23 protein-coding genes are annotated in these 15,994 nt (G+C 51.8%); all 23 read left to right on the top strand.

The features are described 5' to 3' along the window. A partial coding sequence (locus E1958_RS07035; protein ID WP_243725242.1) for a transposase occupies positions 1-261 on the top strand: 261 nt, incomplete at its 5' end. A gap of 144 nt (positions 262-405) precedes the next feature. Further along, positions 406-600 (top strand): transposase, encoded by a 195-nt coding sequence (locus E1958_RS07030; RefSeq protein ID WP_341765484.1) that lies wholly within the window; start codon positions 406-408, stop codon positions 598-600. Positions 601-964: 364 nt separating this feature from the next. Next, entirely contained in the window at positions 965-1,186 is a 222-nt protein-coding gene (locus E1958_RS07025) for a hypothetical protein (RefSeq protein WP_133511252.1), read from the top strand. Next, the gene (locus E1958_RS21930; protein WP_133511251.1) at positions 1,183-1,515 is read left to right on the top strand and encodes a type II toxin-antitoxin system PemK/MazF family toxin; all 333 of its coding nucleotides are present in this window, start codon (positions 1,183-1,185) and stop codon (positions 1,513-1,515) included. Before E1958_RS07025 ends, E1958_RS21930 begins: the two co-directional genes overlap by 4 nt. Before the next feature lie 576 nt (positions 1,516-2,091). Next, complete coding sequence (locus tag E1958_RS07010; protein ID WP_243448451.1) at positions 2,092-2,667, top strand: helix-turn-helix transcriptional regulator; 576 nt, start codon at positions 2,092-2,094, stop codon at positions 2,665-2,667. Between the two features lie 259 nt (positions 2,668-2,926). Next, complete coding sequence (locus E1958_RS07005; RefSeq protein ID WP_207787809.1) at positions 2,927-3,157, top strand: DUF4926 domain-containing protein; 231 nt, start codon at positions 2,927-2,929, stop codon at positions 3,155-3,157. 198 nt (positions 3,158-3,355) lie between these two features. Further along, positions 3,356-3,655, top strand: a complete 300-nt coding sequence (locus E1958_RS07000) for a type II toxin-antitoxin system RelE family toxin (protein WP_133511249.1) — start codon at positions 3,356-3,358, stop codon at positions 3,653-3,655. Next, positions 3,652-3,882, top strand: a complete 231-nt coding sequence (locus E1958_RS06995; protein ID WP_133511248.1) for a hypothetical protein — start codon at positions 3,652-3,654, stop codon at positions 3,880-3,882. The genes E1958_RS07000 and E1958_RS06995 overlap by 4 nt, the downstream gene beginning before the upstream one ends. A gap of 237 nt (positions 3,883-4,119) precedes the next feature. Further along, on the top strand, positions 4,120-4,725 hold the full coding sequence (locus E1958_RS06990) for a hypothetical protein (protein WP_133511247.1): 606 nt from the start codon (positions 4,120-4,122) through the stop codon (positions 4,723-4,725). A gap of 89 nt (positions 4,726-4,814) precedes the next feature. Next, complete coding sequence (locus E1958_RS06985) at positions 4,815-5,882, top strand: CNNM domain-containing protein (protein WP_133511246.1); 1,068 nt, start codon at positions 4,815-4,817, stop codon at positions 5,880-5,882. 226 nt (positions 5,883-6,108) lie between these two features. Then, the gene (locus tag E1958_RS06980) at positions 6,109-6,432 is read left to right on the top strand and encodes a c-type cytochrome (protein ID WP_089728522.1); all 324 of its coding nucleotides are present in this window, start codon (positions 6,109-6,111) and stop codon (positions 6,430-6,432) included. 152 nt (positions 6,433-6,584) lie between these two features. Then, positions 6,585-7,295 (top strand): c-type cytochrome, encoded by a 711-nt coding sequence (locus E1958_RS06975; RefSeq protein WP_133511245.1) that lies wholly within the window; start codon positions 6,585-6,587, stop codon positions 7,293-7,295. A gap of 102 nt (positions 7,296-7,397) precedes the next feature. Further along, on the top strand, positions 7,398-8,600 hold the full coding sequence (locus E1958_RS06970) for a hypothetical protein (RefSeq protein WP_133511244.1): 1,203 nt from the start codon (positions 7,398-7,400) through the stop codon (positions 8,598-8,600). Between the two features lie 296 nt (positions 8,601-8,896). Continuing rightward, the gene (nosD, locus tag E1958_RS06965; protein ID WP_243725241.1) at positions 8,897-10,159 is read left to right on the top strand and encodes a nitrous oxide reductase family maturation protein NosD; all 1,263 of its coding nucleotides are present in this window, start codon (positions 8,897-8,899) and stop codon (positions 10,157-10,159) included. 8 nt (positions 10,160-10,167) lie between these two features. Then, positions 10,168-11,007: a 4Fe-4S binding protein gene (locus tag E1958_RS06960; protein ID WP_133511242.1), complete on the top strand. Its 840-nt coding sequence runs from the start codon at positions 10,168-10,170 to the stop codon at positions 11,005-11,007. Between the two features lie 70 nt (positions 11,008-11,077). Beyond that, positions 11,078-11,347, top strand: a complete 270-nt coding sequence (locus E1958_RS21925) for a four helix bundle protein (RefSeq protein ID WP_207787811.1) — start codon at positions 11,078-11,080, stop codon at positions 11,345-11,347. A 150-nt stretch (positions 11,348-11,497) separates the two neighbouring features. Further along, the gene (locus E1958_RS06950; protein WP_133511241.1) at positions 11,498-12,475 is read left to right on the top strand and encodes a NapH/MauN family ferredoxin-type protein; all 978 of its coding nucleotides are present in this window, start codon (positions 11,498-11,500) and stop codon (positions 12,473-12,475) included. Between the two features lie 569 nt (positions 12,476-13,044). Then, positions 13,045-13,272, top strand: coding sequence for a hypothetical protein (locus E1958_RS06945; protein WP_089726463.1), 228 nt, complete (start codon positions 13,045-13,047; stop codon positions 13,270-13,272). After that, the gene (locus E1958_RS06940; protein WP_089726465.1) at positions 13,259-13,576 is read left to right on the top strand and encodes a type II toxin-antitoxin system PemK/MazF family toxin; all 318 of its coding nucleotides are present in this window, start codon (positions 13,259-13,261) and stop codon (positions 13,574-13,576) included. The genes E1958_RS06945 and E1958_RS06940 overlap by 14 nt, the downstream gene beginning before the upstream one ends. Positions 13,577-13,815: 239 nt before the next feature. Then, on the top strand, positions 13,816-14,673 hold the full coding sequence (locus tag E1958_RS06935; RefSeq protein WP_133511240.1) for a HEPN domain-containing protein: 858 nt from the start codon (positions 13,816-13,818) through the stop codon (positions 14,671-14,673). Positions 14,674-14,800: 127 nt separating this feature from the next. Continuing rightward, entirely contained in the window at positions 14,801-15,253 is a 453-nt protein-coding gene (locus E1958_RS06930; RefSeq protein ID WP_133511239.1) for a hypothetical protein, read from the top strand. Positions 15,254-15,276: 23 nt separating this feature from the next. Beyond that, a complete protein-coding gene (locus E1958_RS06925) occupies positions 15,277-15,684 on the top strand; it encodes a hypothetical protein (protein WP_133511238.1) in 408 nt (135 codons plus the stop codon). Positions 15,685-15,688: 4 nt separating this feature from the next. Next, complete coding sequence (locus E1958_RS06920) at positions 15,689-15,991, top strand: DUF4258 domain-containing protein (protein ID WP_133511237.1); 303 nt, start codon at positions 15,689-15,691, stop codon at positions 15,989-15,991. The last annotated feature ends 3 nt before the right edge of the window (positions 15,992-15,994 follow it).

Raw genomic sequence — 15,994 nt, 5'->3', positions numbered from 1 at the left:
ATCTACTTCATGGATGCCACGCATCCGCAGCACAATCCGGTGCTGGCCGGGGGCTGGATCAAGCGCGGCGAGGAATGGGAGGTCCCCACCAATACCGGGCGGCGGCGCGTCAACATCAACGGTGCCATCGACCTGGAGCGGCTGGAGCCGGTGGTCCGTTTCGACGACACCATCAATGCCGACTCCACCATCGCCCTGTTCCAGCAACTCGAAGCCATCCATCCCCTGGCGGCTTGCATTTATCCTGAATCCGTGAGATAAATGAACTGTTTATAGAGTAATTCCTTTATAGAACAATAGGATAGAGGAAAAATTCATTCATTTTTGGACTCACCCAGGAGGTGAAGTAGCCGATCTCTGGAATATCAATTAAAATCATGAGGTTAGACCAAATCCTGGGATTTTATCTCACGGATCCAGGTTTATGTTATCTGTGACAACGCTCGCTATTATCGCTCCAAAGCGGTTCAAGAGTACTTGAAAACCTCCCGCATCCAGCTCGTTTTCCTCCCGCCGTATGCACCGAATCTGAATTTGATTGAGCGATTATGGAAATTTTTTAAACAGAAAGTCCTGTCCAATCAGTATTGGGGACCTTGAAAAATCCCATACTCAATGCTTTTCACGACGATGACCACAAAGTGTGATTTTCAAACGCCTTAACTATCATATGGTTACGCACGTGAGCATGGCAGGACATCCCTGCTCCACAAAAACATTTTGAATTTTTCAAGGTGCCCTATTACGAAACGTTTGATGAATTCCGAAGCGCGTATGAAGCGTTCTTCCAGAATTCCCGCAAATACCATTGCGAGCTGCAGTCATTGCTGACGGCGAATTTTGAAATCATCGGTTGAATGAAAAACCGAAATATTGATATTAGCTTAGTATAAATGCCAGTGATTTGCGACCTTAGGCTTTTTCATGATTGCTCTATCCGGGCCTTTACTCTACAGTGCGTCCTATGATTGTTCAGACTTCTATCACTCTCCCCGATGAGCTTGTTGCTGAGCTTGATCAGCGAGCACCTCGACCCGAAGAACGCTCTGCCCTAATAGCAGAAGCGCTCCGCTGTTTTTTTATCACTCATCGCTCTACGAATGATGAGCTTAAGATTCTGGATCGCCACGCTGAAGAGTTGAATCGAGAAGCGGAAGACATTCTTGACTATCAGGTCATCCCTTGAAAAGAGGTGATTTATATCGAGTCCCTCACCCTTCCGCCCGCGATCCAAAGCGGTCACGAGTGTTTGTCGTTGTGAGCCGTCAAGTCCTGATTGACTCCAGGTTCTCAACGGTTATCTGTGCGCCTATCTATAGTGCATATCATGGGCTTTCCACGCAGGTACCGGTTGGAGTGGAACACGGCCTAAAACATGATAGCAGCATTCACTGTGATGAACTGGTCAGTCTTCCTAAATCTGTTCTTACGAATCATGTCGGTTCACTACCTCATAAAAAGTTATCTGAACTCAACCGAGCTCTACGGGCTGCGTTGGAGCTTGGGAGCGCCTAACCAGGCGTTCGAGAGGGACGCAGGTGAAAGCGCGGCACCTTTTTGGTGTACTGCGTGGATCAAAGTTGAGTGGCTTCGGCCAGCCTGGGTTGGCCCGTACCCCTCAACTTTACGTTAGCCCTTCTATAAGAGGTCCCGCAATGGAAGTCAAATTAAGTAAGCAACAAGAACAACAAAAGGACATCCATTTTGTTTGACGCAAAAGCAACCGCTGCTTGGGTCGGTGGGGTAGCCGTGGCATCGTTTAGGCATCTATTGTCAGTTGACAACTTTGTGTGCAAACTCCAGAATGTGAGAGTCATATTCAGGAGGGCTTATGCCCAGAAAGGCACACCCCAAGAAGGATGTTGAAGCAGCGTTGCAATACGCGGAGTCAAGGGGTTGGCGAGTTGATGTCGGTGGTGGTCACGCTTGGGGCAAGATGTTTTGCCCTTACCACAGCAGAGATTGTCGTTGTGGTGAGTTTTGCATTACCAGCATCTGGAGCACGCCAAAAAGCCCTGCAAATCATGCGAAACAGCTTCGGCGGGTTGCGGATAACTGTGTAATGCCCTTGTCCGATCAGGAGCAAGACTCATGAAAGACTATGAGTTCACACTAAAGTATCGCCTTGGAGAGGCGTGCGAAGATCCTGAGCAGTATCTAGGGGCTCTTGCAGAGGCGGGGTGTGAAGACGCTGTTGTTGGTATTGGTCAAAATGGCCGTATCTCATTGAGCTTTACCCGTGAATCAGAGTCAGCACTAGCAGCTATTTCCAGTGCTCTTGAGGATGTGCAGCGGGCTATTCCTGATGCTAAGCTGGTCGAGGCAACGCCAGATTTCGTAGGTGTCACTGATATTGCCGATCTTTTCGGTGTGTCACGGCAATATATTCGGCAGCTCATTCAAGGCAAGGGGGCTTCGTTCCCGGAACCCATTCACGAAGGAAAGCCATCGTTGTGGCATCTCACGGATGTGCTTGCTTGGTTCCAAGAAAACCAAGCGAAAGCTGTTGAGCCAGAGGTTTACGAGGTATCTCAGGTCAACATGCAGGTTAATGTTTTTAAATCCTGCGTTCGGGCTACTGCGGTATTGCAAGGGGGATTCCAATTCGTAGCGAATGCGCCCAACAATGCGTTGCAGGGGACGCTCAGCTTTGCTGTGCGTCCCTGAATGCTGGCGTTAGCCCCTCTATAAAAGGCCACGCAATGGAAGTCAAATTAAGCAAGCAACAAAAAGTCACCGTAAAGGGTTCGGAGGACATTTGTCTGATCATGAAGGCAAAAAAGAGGGGTTAAATGAAGGGATTCAACTTGGAGAGAAAAAGGGTAAAGAAGAGGGATTAAAAGAAGGAGAGAAGAAAGGTAAGTCGAAGTAGCAAAGGCAATGAAGATTTACCTAGATTTATAACAGCATACCCAGGAGATGGAAGATGAAGATAAAACTTCTTGATACTGTAGTGCTACAGCGGAATATGCCAGGTTACGGAATAAAATCTGGTGATATAGGAGCTGTCGTAGAAACATATGAACCAGATGGTATCGAAGTAGAGTTTGTTAATGGGTCAGGTAAAACACGAGTTCTATTAACATTGAAGGTCGAAGACGTTCGGCCAATAGCAGAAAATGATATTCTTTCTGTACGTTCTTTAGAGGCGGCTTAAATAGGCTAACAATCACATACGAGAAAAAGGGGCCAGGCTCAATTGATGGGTCGTTTTTCACGGCTCATTCGCCTAACATTCGGCTGCAAGCGACCCAATGCCGCGGTCCGGCTCCTCAGCAAGTTTCAAGCTCAGTGCCGCGCGGCATTGGATGCCTGAGCCAAACCGTTAGGCGCAAGGGAGAGATCACGATAGAACATGTTTACTATTGAATATGCAAAAGGAGTCGTAAATGACTTAAAAAACATACGGGTACATGAATGCCCGCGAATATTGAACAGCATTGAAGCACAACTAAAGCATGAACCCACTAAACAGACTCGTAATCGGAAAGTGATTGTTGGGTTAACACCACCATGGGAATATATTGATCCTATTTGGGAATTACGGATAGGAGAATACCGTGCTTTTTACGATGTTGATGAGGAGATTTCCGTTGTAACTATTCGAGCCATCCGACATAAGCTACCGCACAAGACGACGGAGGATATATTATGAAAACTTTCGGACTTGAGCATGCCACATTGAATGCTTGTATTGAGGAAGCTCAACAAGAGCGTCTCGTTATTACTCGTGAAGGTAACCCAGTAGCATTAATTATTGGAATAGATGAAGAACAACTGGAATTGGGAAGTGATGCTTCCTTTTGGGAGCTTATTGAAGAGAGACGCGAAGAAGATAGCATCAGTCGAAAGGAATTAGAACAAGCACTCAAATCCGCTTAAATTCTGAATCTTTTCGGCATAATCGGAGCCTAACTGTCAGGCAATGCCATTAAGTTAGCTGTTGGCCGCTTGTCGTGGTGGGTCGGAATACGAAAGAGAAAACGACGAAGCGCGCGAATCGGCGCGAATCCATTCGTGAGGATTCGCATGATTCGTGGTTTTTTTCTTGCTTTGCCGACCGGCAACGCTTAACTTAATGGCGGCGTTAGGTGCGGCCAAAATTGAGTAGGTAAGTCTATGTCATATAGTGATTTCACATTAAAAAGAGTCAAGGAAGAACTCAATGTAAATGTGATTGAAGATAGAGATTTGTTTTCCTATATACAAGAAATCCAAATTAGTGATTATTTGTTGACCACCTTAAAATACAATGTGCCACTTGCTATGGCTGTTGGAACTGAAAAGATTCGTTCAGAGCTGATAATTGCAAACGTGTTGCTGGAAGTTAGGAGGATACTAGATAATAAAATCAGCTTCTTTTCCGGAGTTAACCTCGATGTTGATAAAGAAAAAAGCCTAACCGGTTTTTGTGATTTTATTATCAGCAAGTCACAGGAGCAGTTTTATATGAGCGCCCCTATCATTACTGTTGTTGAAGCAAAAAATGAGTATATTGCTGGTGGGTTAGGGCAATGTATAGCAGAAATGTATGCATCAAACATATTCAACGATAAAGAGGGTTTGCATTTACCAATTATATACGGTGCAGTAACAACAGGAAATACATGGAAGTTTTTAAAATACGAGGATAATACGGCTTGTATTGATTTACAAGAATATCATATTGCAAACACTACCAAGATTGTTGGGATTTTGGTAGAAATGGTGAAACAAAATGCCTAACAATCGCTTACACTTGGACACTTCGCCGCTGCGCGGCTCGCGCCGGTGAAGCGAAACGTTAGGCAACCAAATACTATTATCTTGCCAGAATGACCTTACTCATCGTTTATGTGGCCATCGCCTTACTCTTCTCGTTTATATGCTCGATTTCAGAGGCCGTACTGCTGAGTGTTACTACGGCTCATATCAGCGTACTTGAACAGGAAGACAAAAGCTCGGGTACACTGTTGCGCGAGCTCAAGGGGGATATCAACAAGCCGCTGGCTGCGATCCTGACACTTAACACCATAGCCCACACAGTGGGTGCTGTTGGTGCCGGAGCGCAGGCAGCCGTGGTGTTTGGCAGAACATGGGTGGGACTGATATCTGCAATCCTGACGCTGATGATCCTGGTATTTTCGGAGATTATCCCTAAAACACTGGGCGCGACTTACTGGCGTGGGCTGTCAAGCATGACGGCGCACTGGCTCAAGTTCCTGGTATGGGCGCTGTACCCTTTTGTAATGCTGTCTGAGTTACTGACGCGCGGTCTTTCTCGAGATATGAAAATTGAAGGCTTCAGCCGCAAAGAGTTTGCCGCTATGGCCGACCTCGGGGAGCAGGAAGGTCAACTGGAAGAGCGAGAATCACGCATCCTGAAAAACATGTTCCTGCTGCACGAAACGCAGGTCACTGATGTGATGACGCCGCGCCCGGTTGTGTTTTCATTACCCGAATCGTTGACGGTCTACGAGTATTTCGATAAACACTATGACTCTCGCTTCTCTCGCATTCCGGTTTATGCCGAAAACGACGAAGTGTTAACCGGCTTTGTGCTAAAGGATGATCTGTTACTGGCACAGGCACGCGGCAATACGGACAACACCTTGGAAACCCATCGACGTGATCTGCATACATTATCAGACAAAACCTCATTATCTGATGCATTTGATGAAGTGCTGCACCAGCGAACGCACATCATGGTAATCATCGATGAATACGGAGGCATGGAGGGCATTATCACCATGGAAGATATCCTGGAAACCCTGCTCGGGTTGGAGATAATGGATGAAAGCGACAAGACAGCTGACATGCAACAATACGCTCGGCGCATGTGGAAAAAGCGGGCAAAGGCGATGGGGATTTCGCTACCCAAAGATGAGAATCAACTTGATTAAATGCCTAACGAGGTGCTCGTTCGGACGCAAACTGCGAAGAAAAAGCGAGAAAAGGAGAAAAGGGGCCAGGCTCAATTGATGGGTCGTTTTTCACAGCTCATTCGCCCAACATTTGGCTGCAAGCAACCCACTGCCGCGGTCCAGCTCCTCAGCAACTTTCAGGCTCAGTGCCACGCGGCATTGGGCGCCTGAACCAAGCCGTTAGCCGCAAACGAGAGGTTGGGAAATGAAACCACTGAAAAAGTCCGCCGTTGCCGTTCTGATCGCCCTCACCGCAAACCTTCCGACATCCGCCTTCGCCCTCGACGCTGCTGAGCTCTACGTCAAGAAGACCTGTGTCGCCTGCCACGGCAAGGATGCAAAAACGCCCATCCTGCCGATCTACCCAAAGCTCGCTGGCCAGAACGCGGACTACGCGTACAACCAGATGAAGGACATCGCCAGCGGCGCGCGCAACCACGGCCAGACCGCTGCCATGAAGGGTATCATGCACCTGGTCTCGGACGAGGAGATGCGGGCTATCGCGGATTGGCTGGCAACTTTGGAGTAGTTGAAATTTTCAGTCGGTTGCAGATTGATGGAGGTCAAGGCGCAGCATTCAGTGCTTGTTACTTTTGATGCATCGAGCCGGTATTGCCGGGCAAGACACGCCGATTCCTGCGGCCAACGGGCTACGCTCTTTGCCATATTTGGAGGTATCCGATGAAGACATTTGCGAACCGGGCCGCTGTCGTTGCCGCGGCCACCCTCCTGGCGGGTACCGCCTACGCCTGGAACGAGGGGGGCGGGGAGCAGGAAAAGGCCCTGGGCCTCACCCCCGACCTGGAGAACGGCATGGATGTCTACGAGGTCTGCTCCGCCTGTCACCTTCCCGAGGGCTGGGGGCTTCCGGACGGTACTTTCCCGCAGCTCGCCGGCCAGTACCGGGGTGTCCTGATCAAGCAGCTGTCGGACATCCGTGCCCAAAATCGGGACAATCCGACCATGTATCCCTTCGCCCTGCCCAAAGCCATCGGGGATGCCCAGGCCCTGGCGGATGTGGTGGCCTACATCGAAAAGCTGCCTATGAACCCCGAGTGGGGCAAGGGTCCCTGGGGACCGGACACCCCCGAGTATGCCCAAGGCGAGAAGCTCTACAAGGACAACTGCGTGAAGTGCCACGGTGAGACGGGGATGGGCGATAAGGAGAAGCTCTTCCCCCGGATCAACGGCCAGCACTATAAATACATGCTGCGCCAGTTCGAGTGGATCCGCGACGGCAAACGCCGCAACGCCAACCCGGACATGGTCGAGCAGATCAAGGGCTTCAGCGACAAGGACATGCAAGCGGTGATCAACTATGTCTCCTGGCAGCCGGTACCGAAGGACCAGCTTGCCGAATCCGCGGACTGGCAGAACCCGGACTTCGAGTGATTTTCTCCCCCTACCGAAGTACCGATAACAGCGGTAACGTCTCTCGCCGGCGGGGCAGGGCATCGCCAATCGGGTACTCCTATCCACCGCAGTACCACCCCTATGAGAACCCCGAGCGACAACCTGGTCTCCGATAAACGCACCCCCTTGCTCTTTGCCTTGGCTCTGGTGGGCGTGGGTCTGCTGGCCGCGATCTACTACGCCCCCATCTGGTGGGTGTCGCTCACAGCGCCCAACTATCCCCCGGAGGCATTCCCGGACGGGGTGCGCATCCATTTCCACATGAACGGCGTGTTCAACGGTTGCAGGAAGGTCGGGAAGACCGAGATCACGGAGGAGCAAGCCCTGGACTGCGTCCACGAGATGGACACCATCAACCACTATATCGGCATGTATCCCATCGCCGCCGGGGGGGTGGTCGAGAGTGCCTTCTCACCCTTTATCCTGTCTCTCTTCGGGGTGATGCTCATCGGGTTCGTTATGCCGTGGATGAGAGCTCGACTGATCGTCATGGGGGTAGGCTGCGCCGGCATCCTGGTCTGGATGGGACTCACGCACTACGGAGAGGATGGGCTGCGTTTCCAGAATACGGGCTATTTGACCGCGCTGGTCACCACCTTGGGTCAGGATGTGAGGGAGGTGCGGGAGGAGCACCGGCTGTCCGCCGGCGAGGCCCTGATCGCCCGGCTCAAGGCGGAGCTGGCAGTGGCTCAGGGAGAACAACCCACCGAGTCGGTCAAGAGCACTGCCGCCGCTGAGCAATCGGAGAAGGCGCGTCTGATCGCCAACCTGCGCTCGGCCTTTGAAAAGTCCCAGGAACGGCGTCCGGTCGCTGAGCGCCTCGACTGGACGGGCAGCGGTGCCCAGACCATGCAGTGGCACTATGAGACCAGCCTTGGGCGCTATTTCAACGACCCGGCCCAGATCGCACCCATGGGGCGCGCCATGTCCGCTGCCGGTCACGTTGTGTTCTGGGGTCTTATCGCCGCCATGCTGCTCCTGCTCTGGGGCGCGCGCCGGAGCAGTGGACCGCTCTATTGGCTGATGATTCTCGTCCCCATCACCTTGCCGCTGTTTTTCGTGATCGATTACGCCGCCTGGCTCTGGTGGTACGGCCACAACCTGAACGACCTGGGCGCCTTCACAGTCAAGCCCTTCATGCCTACCGTCTTCGGCGACGGCAAAGTGGCCCAGTTCTCGACCCACTCTTATCCTTACATCGGTTTTGGTCTGATGCTGCTGCTCTCCGCGGTGCTGGGCGTAGTGGCCCTGCTGCGGCGCAAGCAATTGCGCGAGACCGGTTGAACCGGCAAGGCGCGAAGGATACCAAGGTGTTCTCGTTCCCACGCTCTGCGTGGGAATGCATCCTATGACGCTCTGCGTAAGTTCGTTACGAAATCTCGCAGCACCCACCGTGCGTGAACACAAAATTATAGATAATCATGATGTTCAAAGAACGCGATTTTGCTTCTTTATTCGTGTTCATTCGCGTTCATTTGCGGTTGCTTCTTATCGTTTGCGCAGGCGCCTGCCGGATTCAGGCCTCGCAGGCGGGACTCCCGCCGTTCCAACCTTTGGTCGACGCGGCGGATGAGGGCGCCGTGTTGACACCCGAGCCTGGGACCTATGCGGGACCGCTGGTGGTGGACAAACCGATCACCATCGACGGTCGCGGCCAGGTCACCATCGACGGCGGCGGCAAGGGTACGGTTGTCCTGCTCGATACCGACGGCGCTATCCTCAAGGGCCTGCGCCTGACCAACTCCGGCGACTCCCACAACGACATCGATGCCGGCGTGCAGGTGCGCGGAAGCTTCAACGTGATCAAGGACAATCGGATCGACGACTGCCTGTTCGGTATCGACTTGCAGCAGTCCGATCACAACATCGTGCGGCGCAACCGTATCTCCTCCAAGCCCGTGGATCTGGGTGTGCGCGGAGACGCCATCCGGCTCTGGTACAGCTTCGACAACCGGATTACCGACAATGTCATCCGCGACGCCCGCGACACCGTGGTCTGGTATTCGAAAGACAATCTCATCGCCCGCAACGATGCCCGTAAGGGCCGCTACTCGCTGCACTTCATGTATTCCCGGACCAACCGGGTGGAAGACAACCACTACGAGGACAACACGGTCGGCATCTTCCTCATGTACAGCGATGGGGTCGAGGTCCGAAACAACCTGATCGCCAATGCCACCGGCTCCACCGGCATAGGAATCGGCTTCAAGGAAACCTCCGATGTCACCATCGCGGGCAACCGTGTCCTCTACTGCGCCACCGGCCTCTATCTGGACGTCTCGCCTTACCAGCCGGATACCACCAACCGTTTCATCGACAATCTAATCGCCTACAATGGTGTCGGGGTACGCTGGCTCAACGACTGGCAGGGTAACGTCTTCAAGGGAAACCGCTTCAAGGGCAACATTACCCAGATGGTCGTGGGGGGCGGCAAGAGCGCCAACCGCAACCGCTGGGAGGGCAACTACTGGGACGACTACCAGGGCTTCGACCGCAACGGCGACGGCATCGGCGACACCCCCTATGAGCTCTACGCCTACGCGGACCGGCTCTGGATGGACGTGCCGGCGGCCCAGTTCTTCACGGGCTCGCCCATGCTGGAGGTCATCGACTTCCTGGAACGCCTTGCCCCCTTCAGCCCCCCGGATCTGCTGGTGCGGGACAATAAGCCCCTGAGGTTCGCTGACACCCGAGTCGCCGGCGTGGTCGGAATCGGGGCCGGGCTGGCCGGCGCGGGGGTTAAAGACGAGGGGGAAAGCGACAAAGCCGAGGCCAAAAGCGTGCCGTCAGCGGATGAGTTCGACGCCTATGAGGCCCTGCGGCGTTCTCTCGGGCGGGATTGATCGGCACCATGACCGAACAGACCAAACCCAAGCCTCCACACAAACGACCGGCCCAGTCCCCCAAACGCCGCGAGCAAAGCCGGCGTGAATTCCTGCGCACCTCCGTGCTTGCCGTCGGATTCAGCACCGCCTCGCTGACAGCTTTAATCCCCCTCGCGGGCAACGCCAACGCACGTTTGCGCCCGCCGGGCGCACTCAAGGACCGGCTTGCGGAGAAAGCGTTTTTAGCCTCCTGCATCAAGTGCGGCCAGTGCGTCCAGGTCTGTCCGGTTGAGGCTATCAAGCTCGCCGATCTCCTCGATGGTATAGGGGTGGGTACACCCTACCTCGACGCCCGCGCTCAGGCCTGTGACTTCTCCTGCGATGGGCTCCAGTGCGTGCTCGCCTGCCCCACGGGCGCATTGACCCACGAGATCGACTATCCCGCACAGGCGCGCATGGGATTCGCGCGTTTGGCTCGACCCGCGGCCTGTCTGGCGGCCCAGGGCAAGGGCTTCAAGGGCCAGGCGCGGGGGCCGGATTTCTCCGGCAAGCTGCGCTACGAAGCGATAGACCGCTGGACCCCCATCCCCGTTGCGGCGCACCCATACGATCTCGAGCGCTGCGACCTTTGTGTGCGCCAGTGCCCCATCGAGATCCGCATCGCCCAGTGCGAGGCCGGAACGCCGCCGTCGGGGGACCCGAATCAATGCCCCCCACGCCACGCGATCCGCCTGGTACCCGAGGGAAAGGGAGCCGTCCCGAGCGTGGAGGACGGGTGCGTCGGCTGCGGCGTGTGCGAGATGATCTGCCCGCCCGAGCCCGCCGCCATTGTGGTGGACATCAATGAGACAGCGGATTTCTCTTGACCTTCTTCACTCAGCGAAGCCGTAATCGTGATCGCAGTCGTGATCGTGATCGAAAAGGCCAAATTTCACAATGAGCTTCAGCCATCAGAAATTGGATGTTTATCGGCTTTCGTTGGAATACATCCGCTGGGTGTATGCTCGTACCGATGATCTGACGGGAATCCATCGGCATGCACGCGACCAATTACTGCGAGCATCCCAGTCGATTCCACTCAATGTTGCCGAAGGAAATGGGAAATTCACTGCACCGGACCAAGGGCGCTATTTCGGCATTGCATGTGGTTCGACCCTGGAATGCGCAGCAATTCAGGATGTACTTCTAAGTTGGGGGAGCCATTAGTCAGGAAGACTATTATGAAGGAGAAGCATTGCTCCTTAGGATCGTGGCCATGCTGACGAAGATGGCACTGCGATTAGGTTCGGTTCGGGAGGTGCCCGCAATCTACGATACATCTTGCTGCGATCACGAGGAAAGGGAACCGAGCGAATCATGAGCTACATCGTCGAATCCCTGCACCAACTGATCGGTATGCGGCCGTCGAAACCCTCGCCGGACGAGCGTCTGCCCGAGGTGGTTGCGGTCTATGCCGAAAAGCGCAAGGAAAAGCTGACCAAGGCGAAGCTGCGCGAGGCGGAGCAAGCAAGGGCACTTGCCCATGATCGGCACAAATGGCGAAATCGCCGCTGGATCACCTTGATCGTCATCAATCTACTGTTCGTTGTCTCCTATTATTTCGATGTCCAGTTGGTGGAAGGTGCACTGACCGCCTCCCGCTTCGTCGGATTTCACATGGCGGACCTGAACTCCGCGCTGCAAGTCATGCTGGCCTACAAGCACCTGGTGCTGAATCTGGTCATCGGCACTGTCACCGTGTTTGTCCTCTGGCTGCTCCTGGGCGGCCGCACCTTCTGTTCCTGGGTGTGCCCTTACCACTTGATCGCCGAATGGGCCGAGGCGCTCCATCTCAAACTGGCGGAGAAAAAACTGGTCCGGGATATGCGGTTCCACCGTGGTGTACGCATCTTCCTCTACGTCATCTTCGCGTTGCTCGCCCTGCTCACCGGTTACACGGTATTCGAGACCATTTCCCCAACGGGAATATTGAGCCGCGCGCTGATCTATGGTCCGGGCATCGCCCTGCTTTGGGTCCTGGCCCTGCTGGCCTTCGAGGTGCTGGTTTCCCGCCGCGCCTGGTGCCGCTACGTCTGCCCCATCGGCATCACCTACGGACTGGTAGGGACCTTGTCGCCGTTACGGGTACAGTACAACATGCAGCGCTGTCACCATGAGGGGGACTGCCGCAAGATCTGCATGGTGCCGCATGTCCTGGATGTGACCATCCGTGGCCGGGCGAAGACGCTTGATACCGACATCGGCGCCGACTGCACCCGTTGCGGCCTCTGCGTCGATATCTGCCCGACCGGCTCCCTGAGCTTCAAGATCAAGGGACTGGACAAATCGCTGTGAGATTCCCTTACGACCGTTCTGCTTTGGGGAAAGTTCGTGGGTAGGCACGGTGCAGGTTATGCCACAATGCCATTAAGTTAGCTGCCGGCCGCTGGTCGTGGTAGGTCGGGTTAGGCGCGTGCTTCGGTGTTCGGTTGGGTCACAGGATTGGCGCGCGCCGTAACCCGACAGACGATGATGGGAGCCAGCCTGGGATGTCGGGTTACGGCGCGTTCAGCCTCGGTTGTCCACCATCACCTAATGACCTACCACAAAGGCGCAACAATGGCATTGGGTTATGCCACCGTTATGTTCAAATTGAGTAAATACAGTAAACTCATAACGAGGAGAGAATAGGGGACAGACCCTGAGGTATCCCCCTTTTTCCCGTAAGTCAGACAGGCTCCCAGGTGCGTTGATGGAGATATTCATGAATTTGAAAAAGAAGCAATAGCTGTGGTATATAAGGCGTTTCGCCGTACTTAAACACGGCGATTCGCCGTCTACTACCTGTTAGGTGGTGAACCGGCTAAAGGTTGCTGCATTCTAAGAATCTTCGAGGAAGTGCGAGCCAACAAAGAGAGGTACATATGCTTGTCGAAGCAAAAAAAGTTAAAGATGGATTTTTTATTCCCATGCTTGACCAACTAAAAAATATTCAGAAGGAATATGTATTGATGAATATTGAATTGGTCGATACTAAAGTGGAGGATTTGGAGAAAAAGCACGGAAAGGGATATTTGAAGTACCCTGTAACACCAGGAGAATTTAGCGACTTAGAAAATGAACAAGTATGGTGCGATAATGAAGCGTGGTGAAGTCAGATGGTATAAATTTCAAAGTCCAGATAAAAAAAGACCTGTTGTTATACTCACAAGAGATTCTGCTATTGAGTTTCTTGGCGAAATAACTGTAGCTCCTGTAACTTCAACGATACGAGATATTCCGTCAGAAGTTATTTTAAACAGAAAAGATGGGATGAAAAATAATTGCGCTATAAATCTCGATCATATTCAAACAGTGTCAAAGGCCAAGATCGGCTCATTTATCACAAAATTAAGTTTAATCAAAATGAAACAGCTTCAGGCAGCACTTGATTTTGCTTTAGGATTTGATCGTTAAAGCCGGAGTAGAAAAGTAGGAAAGGGGCCAGGCTCAATTAAGTTTCTAGCCAATGAAAAAGTCGCCTAACACGCCCATCAAGCTGACGCCATACTGCGCATCGAGTTCAACTCAATCCTGAAACATTTTCATGGCGCAGTATGGCTCGGCTTATGGGGGACGTTAGGCGTTCTACGTCTGGCGGCTAACTTGTATTCTTCAACCAGGCATTAAAGAGACGAAGGGATTATCATAAGAGAATGAAAACCTCCCTTGAACACCTTCCTGAGCAAAAACAGCAGGAATTACAAAGAGCTATCGAGATCATTCGAGAAGAAATCGATCTCGATATGCTCATTTTATTTGGCAGCTATGCCCGTGGTGACTGGGTAGAAGATCTTGACCCAGAAACGCTTCTCTATCGCTATCAAAGCGATTTTGATCTTCTTGTTATTACCGAAACACCTCGCCAAGCCAGCAAAATTGAGCAAAATAATCAACTTGCTCAACGTTTGATCAAAACTATCCACCGAACTCCAATCAGCTTGATTGCCGAAGATATCCAGTTCGTAAATCGGCGACTGAGGAAAAGCCAATATTTTTATATTGATATTGTGCGAGAAGGTATTCTTTTGCATGACTCAGGGAAATTTGAGCTTGCAGAGCCTATTGAGATACTCATTTCAGAAAGAAGGAAGTTGGCTGAGGCTGACTTTGAATATTGGTATGGAAAAGCGTGTAGGCTCGAAAAAATATACAACTTCTGTATCAATGAGGAAGATTATAATGAGGCTGCGTTCAATCTACACCAAATGGTAGAAAGGCTTTATGGTGCAATATTGCTAGTTTTTACCCGTTACAAGCCAAGCACGCACGATATTGAAAAACTAGGCCAACGTGTCGCCAGTATTGATCCTCGCTTCTTGTCAGTGTTCCCCAAAGCTGCTGAAAAAGAAAAAGAACTTTTCAAGTTGTTGCGTAAGGCTTACGTAGACGCTCGCTATAAACCCAGCTACTCAATTACAAATGAGCAATTGAAATGGCTGGCTGGGCGCGTAAGTCAACTGAAAGAGCTAACCAAAAATCTGTGCAAAGAGAAAATTGAAAGCTTTAGCTAGCCCCAAAAAAAGCCCGCATAGGTTGGGGTGAGGAACGAACCCCAACATCTTTGGCTCAATACAACAATCTGTTGGGGTTCGCAAGCTCACCCCAACCTACCGGGTTTTGATTGCGGAAAATTTGTCCTTGATATGGGGTCCATATCAACTTCATATTTTTGACAGCCAAAGCTGGTACAATTCTAATCTATCCGTCAACTTCCTGTTTTTTATCATGATACGACTAAAACACCGGCAGTGGTTCCTAGGTTTAGCCGTCCTCGCTCCAGCTGTGGCTATAACCGTGTCCACTGGCATGGGGCAAACGAAGCGTCCATCCGATCATGCGTATGGCAGAGAAGCCTACATGATTCTTGTGTGCATGGGTAATTTACTCAGGCGAGCCGAAAAAACAAATGAGCAAACGGATTTTGACTACAAAAATCTGTCTAAAATTTTCGACCAACAGGCTTGGATTGTAGTGGAGAACTCAAATCTATCTCCAGAAGAAATCGAACGTCTGTACAATGATGCTGTGACAACGGCTCGCAGTTCTACATATTTTGCGGACTGCATCCAAGAGGTGGTTTTTGGCAACTAGGCAGCTTTACAGGGGACTGGTTTATGATTGCATCTCGACCTTCTTTTGAAGTGATGCAGAAGGCTTATCCAAAAGGCACTGCTGCCGAAGTCAAGAAATTAATCGGCGGTAAGGTGGATGCAGCGTGGATCACTAATACGTGTGTTATCCGGCTTTCACGAGCCTTAAATTACTCCGGTGCACAACATAAAATTCGCCGTACGCCTACGATGAACACAATAACCGGTTCCGATGCCGTAGCGGTCTGGTGCCAATTGGGCTCGGAAAAGGGGCCAGGCTCAATTGATGGATCGCTTTTCATAGCTCATTCGCCTAACATTCGGTTGCAAGCGACCCAATACCACGGTCCGGCTCCTCAGCAACTTTCAAGCTCAGTGCCACGCGGCATTGGGCGCCTGAGCCAAGCCGTTAGGCAAAACAATAAGATATGAACGCATGAAGCAGAAAATAATCTCATCGGCTAACAAGAAAATACTTTTCTTGCCACATGCAATTAAACAGATGTCTCGCCCAGATAGGATAATTACTGATGGAGAAGTAAGAGACGCAGTATTATACGGCGAAATTATTGAAGAATACCCCGAAGATAGAAGAGGCGAAAGCTGCTTGATTTATCATGCCAAACATAATCGCGCCATCCATGTTGTTTGTGCGCTAAAAACTGAATATTTGGCTATAATTACAGCATACTTACCAGCACCTGACCAATGGTCGGCCAATTTTAAATCTCGGAGGTAGAAT

The sequence above is a fragment of the Candidatus Thiosymbion oneisti genome (assembly GCF_004359955.1).
Lineage (GTDB): Bacteria > Pseudomonadota > Gammaproteobacteria > Chromatiales > Chromatiaceae > Thiosymbion > Thiosymbion oneisti.
The sequence above is the reverse complement of the archived record's forward strand: the minus strand, read 5'-3'. Positions and strand labels throughout refer to the sequence as shown.

Coding starts and splice junctions, on each gene's coding strand:
- E1958_RS07025 (WP_133511252.1), top strand. CDS start 965: ATGATTGTTCAGACTTCTATCACTCTCCCCGATGAGCTTGTTGCTGAG.
- E1958_RS07010 (WP_243448451.1), top strand. CDS start 2,092: ATGAAAGACTATGAGTTCACACTAAAGTATCGCCTTGGAGAGGCGTGC.
- E1958_RS07005 (WP_207787809.1), top strand. CDS start 2,927: ATGAAGATAAAACTTCTTGATACTGTAGTGCTACAGCGGAATATGCCA.
- E1958_RS07000 (WP_133511249.1), top strand. CDS start 3,356: ATGTTTACTATTGAATATGCAAAAGGAGTCGTAAATGACTTAAAAAAC.
- E1958_RS06995 (WP_133511248.1), top strand. CDS start 3,652: ATGAAAACTTTCGGACTTGAGCATGCCACATTGAATGCTTGTATTGAG.
- E1958_RS06990 (WP_133511247.1), top strand. CDS start 4,120: ATGTCATATAGTGATTTCACATTAAAAAGAGTCAAGGAAGAACTCAAT.
- E1958_RS06985 (WP_133511246.1), top strand. CDS start 4,815: ATGACCTTACTCATCGTTTATGTGGCCATCGCCTTACTCTTCTCGTTT.
- E1958_RS06980 (WP_089728522.1), top strand. CDS start 6,109: ATGAAACCACTGAAAAAGTCCGCCGTTGCCGTTCTGATCGCCCTCACC.
- E1958_RS06975 (WP_133511245.1), top strand. CDS start 6,585: ATGAAGACATTTGCGAACCGGGCCGCTGTCGTTGCCGCGGCCACCCTC.
- E1958_RS06970 (WP_133511244.1), top strand. CDS start 7,398: ATGAGAACCCCGAGCGACAACCTGGTCTCCGATAAACGCACCCCCTTG.
- E1958_RS06960 (WP_133511242.1), top strand. CDS start 10,168: ATGACCGAACAGACCAAACCCAAGCCTCCACACAAACGACCGGCCCAG.
- E1958_RS21925 (WP_207787811.1), top strand. CDS start 11,078: ATGAGCTTCAGCCATCAGAAATTGGATGTTTATCGGCTTTCGTTGGAA.
- E1958_RS06950 (WP_133511241.1), top strand. CDS start 11,498: ATGAGCTACATCGTCGAATCCCTGCACCAACTGATCGGTATGCGGCCG.
- E1958_RS06945 (WP_089726463.1), top strand. CDS start 13,045: ATGCTTGTCGAAGCAAAAAAAGTTAAAGATGGATTTTTTATTCCCATG.
- E1958_RS06940 (WP_089726465.1), top strand. CDS start 13,259: ATGAAGCGTGGTGAAGTCAGATGGTATAAATTTCAAAGTCCAGATAAA.
- E1958_RS06935 (WP_133511240.1), top strand. CDS start 13,816: ATGAAAACCTCCCTTGAACACCTTCCTGAGCAAAAACAGCAGGAATTA.
- E1958_RS06925 (WP_133511238.1), top strand. CDS start 15,277: ATGATTGCATCTCGACCTTCTTTTGAAGTGATGCAGAAGGCTTATCCA.
- E1958_RS06920 (WP_133511237.1), top strand. CDS start 15,689: ATGAAGCAGAAAATAATCTCATCGGCTAACAAGAAAATACTTTTCTTG.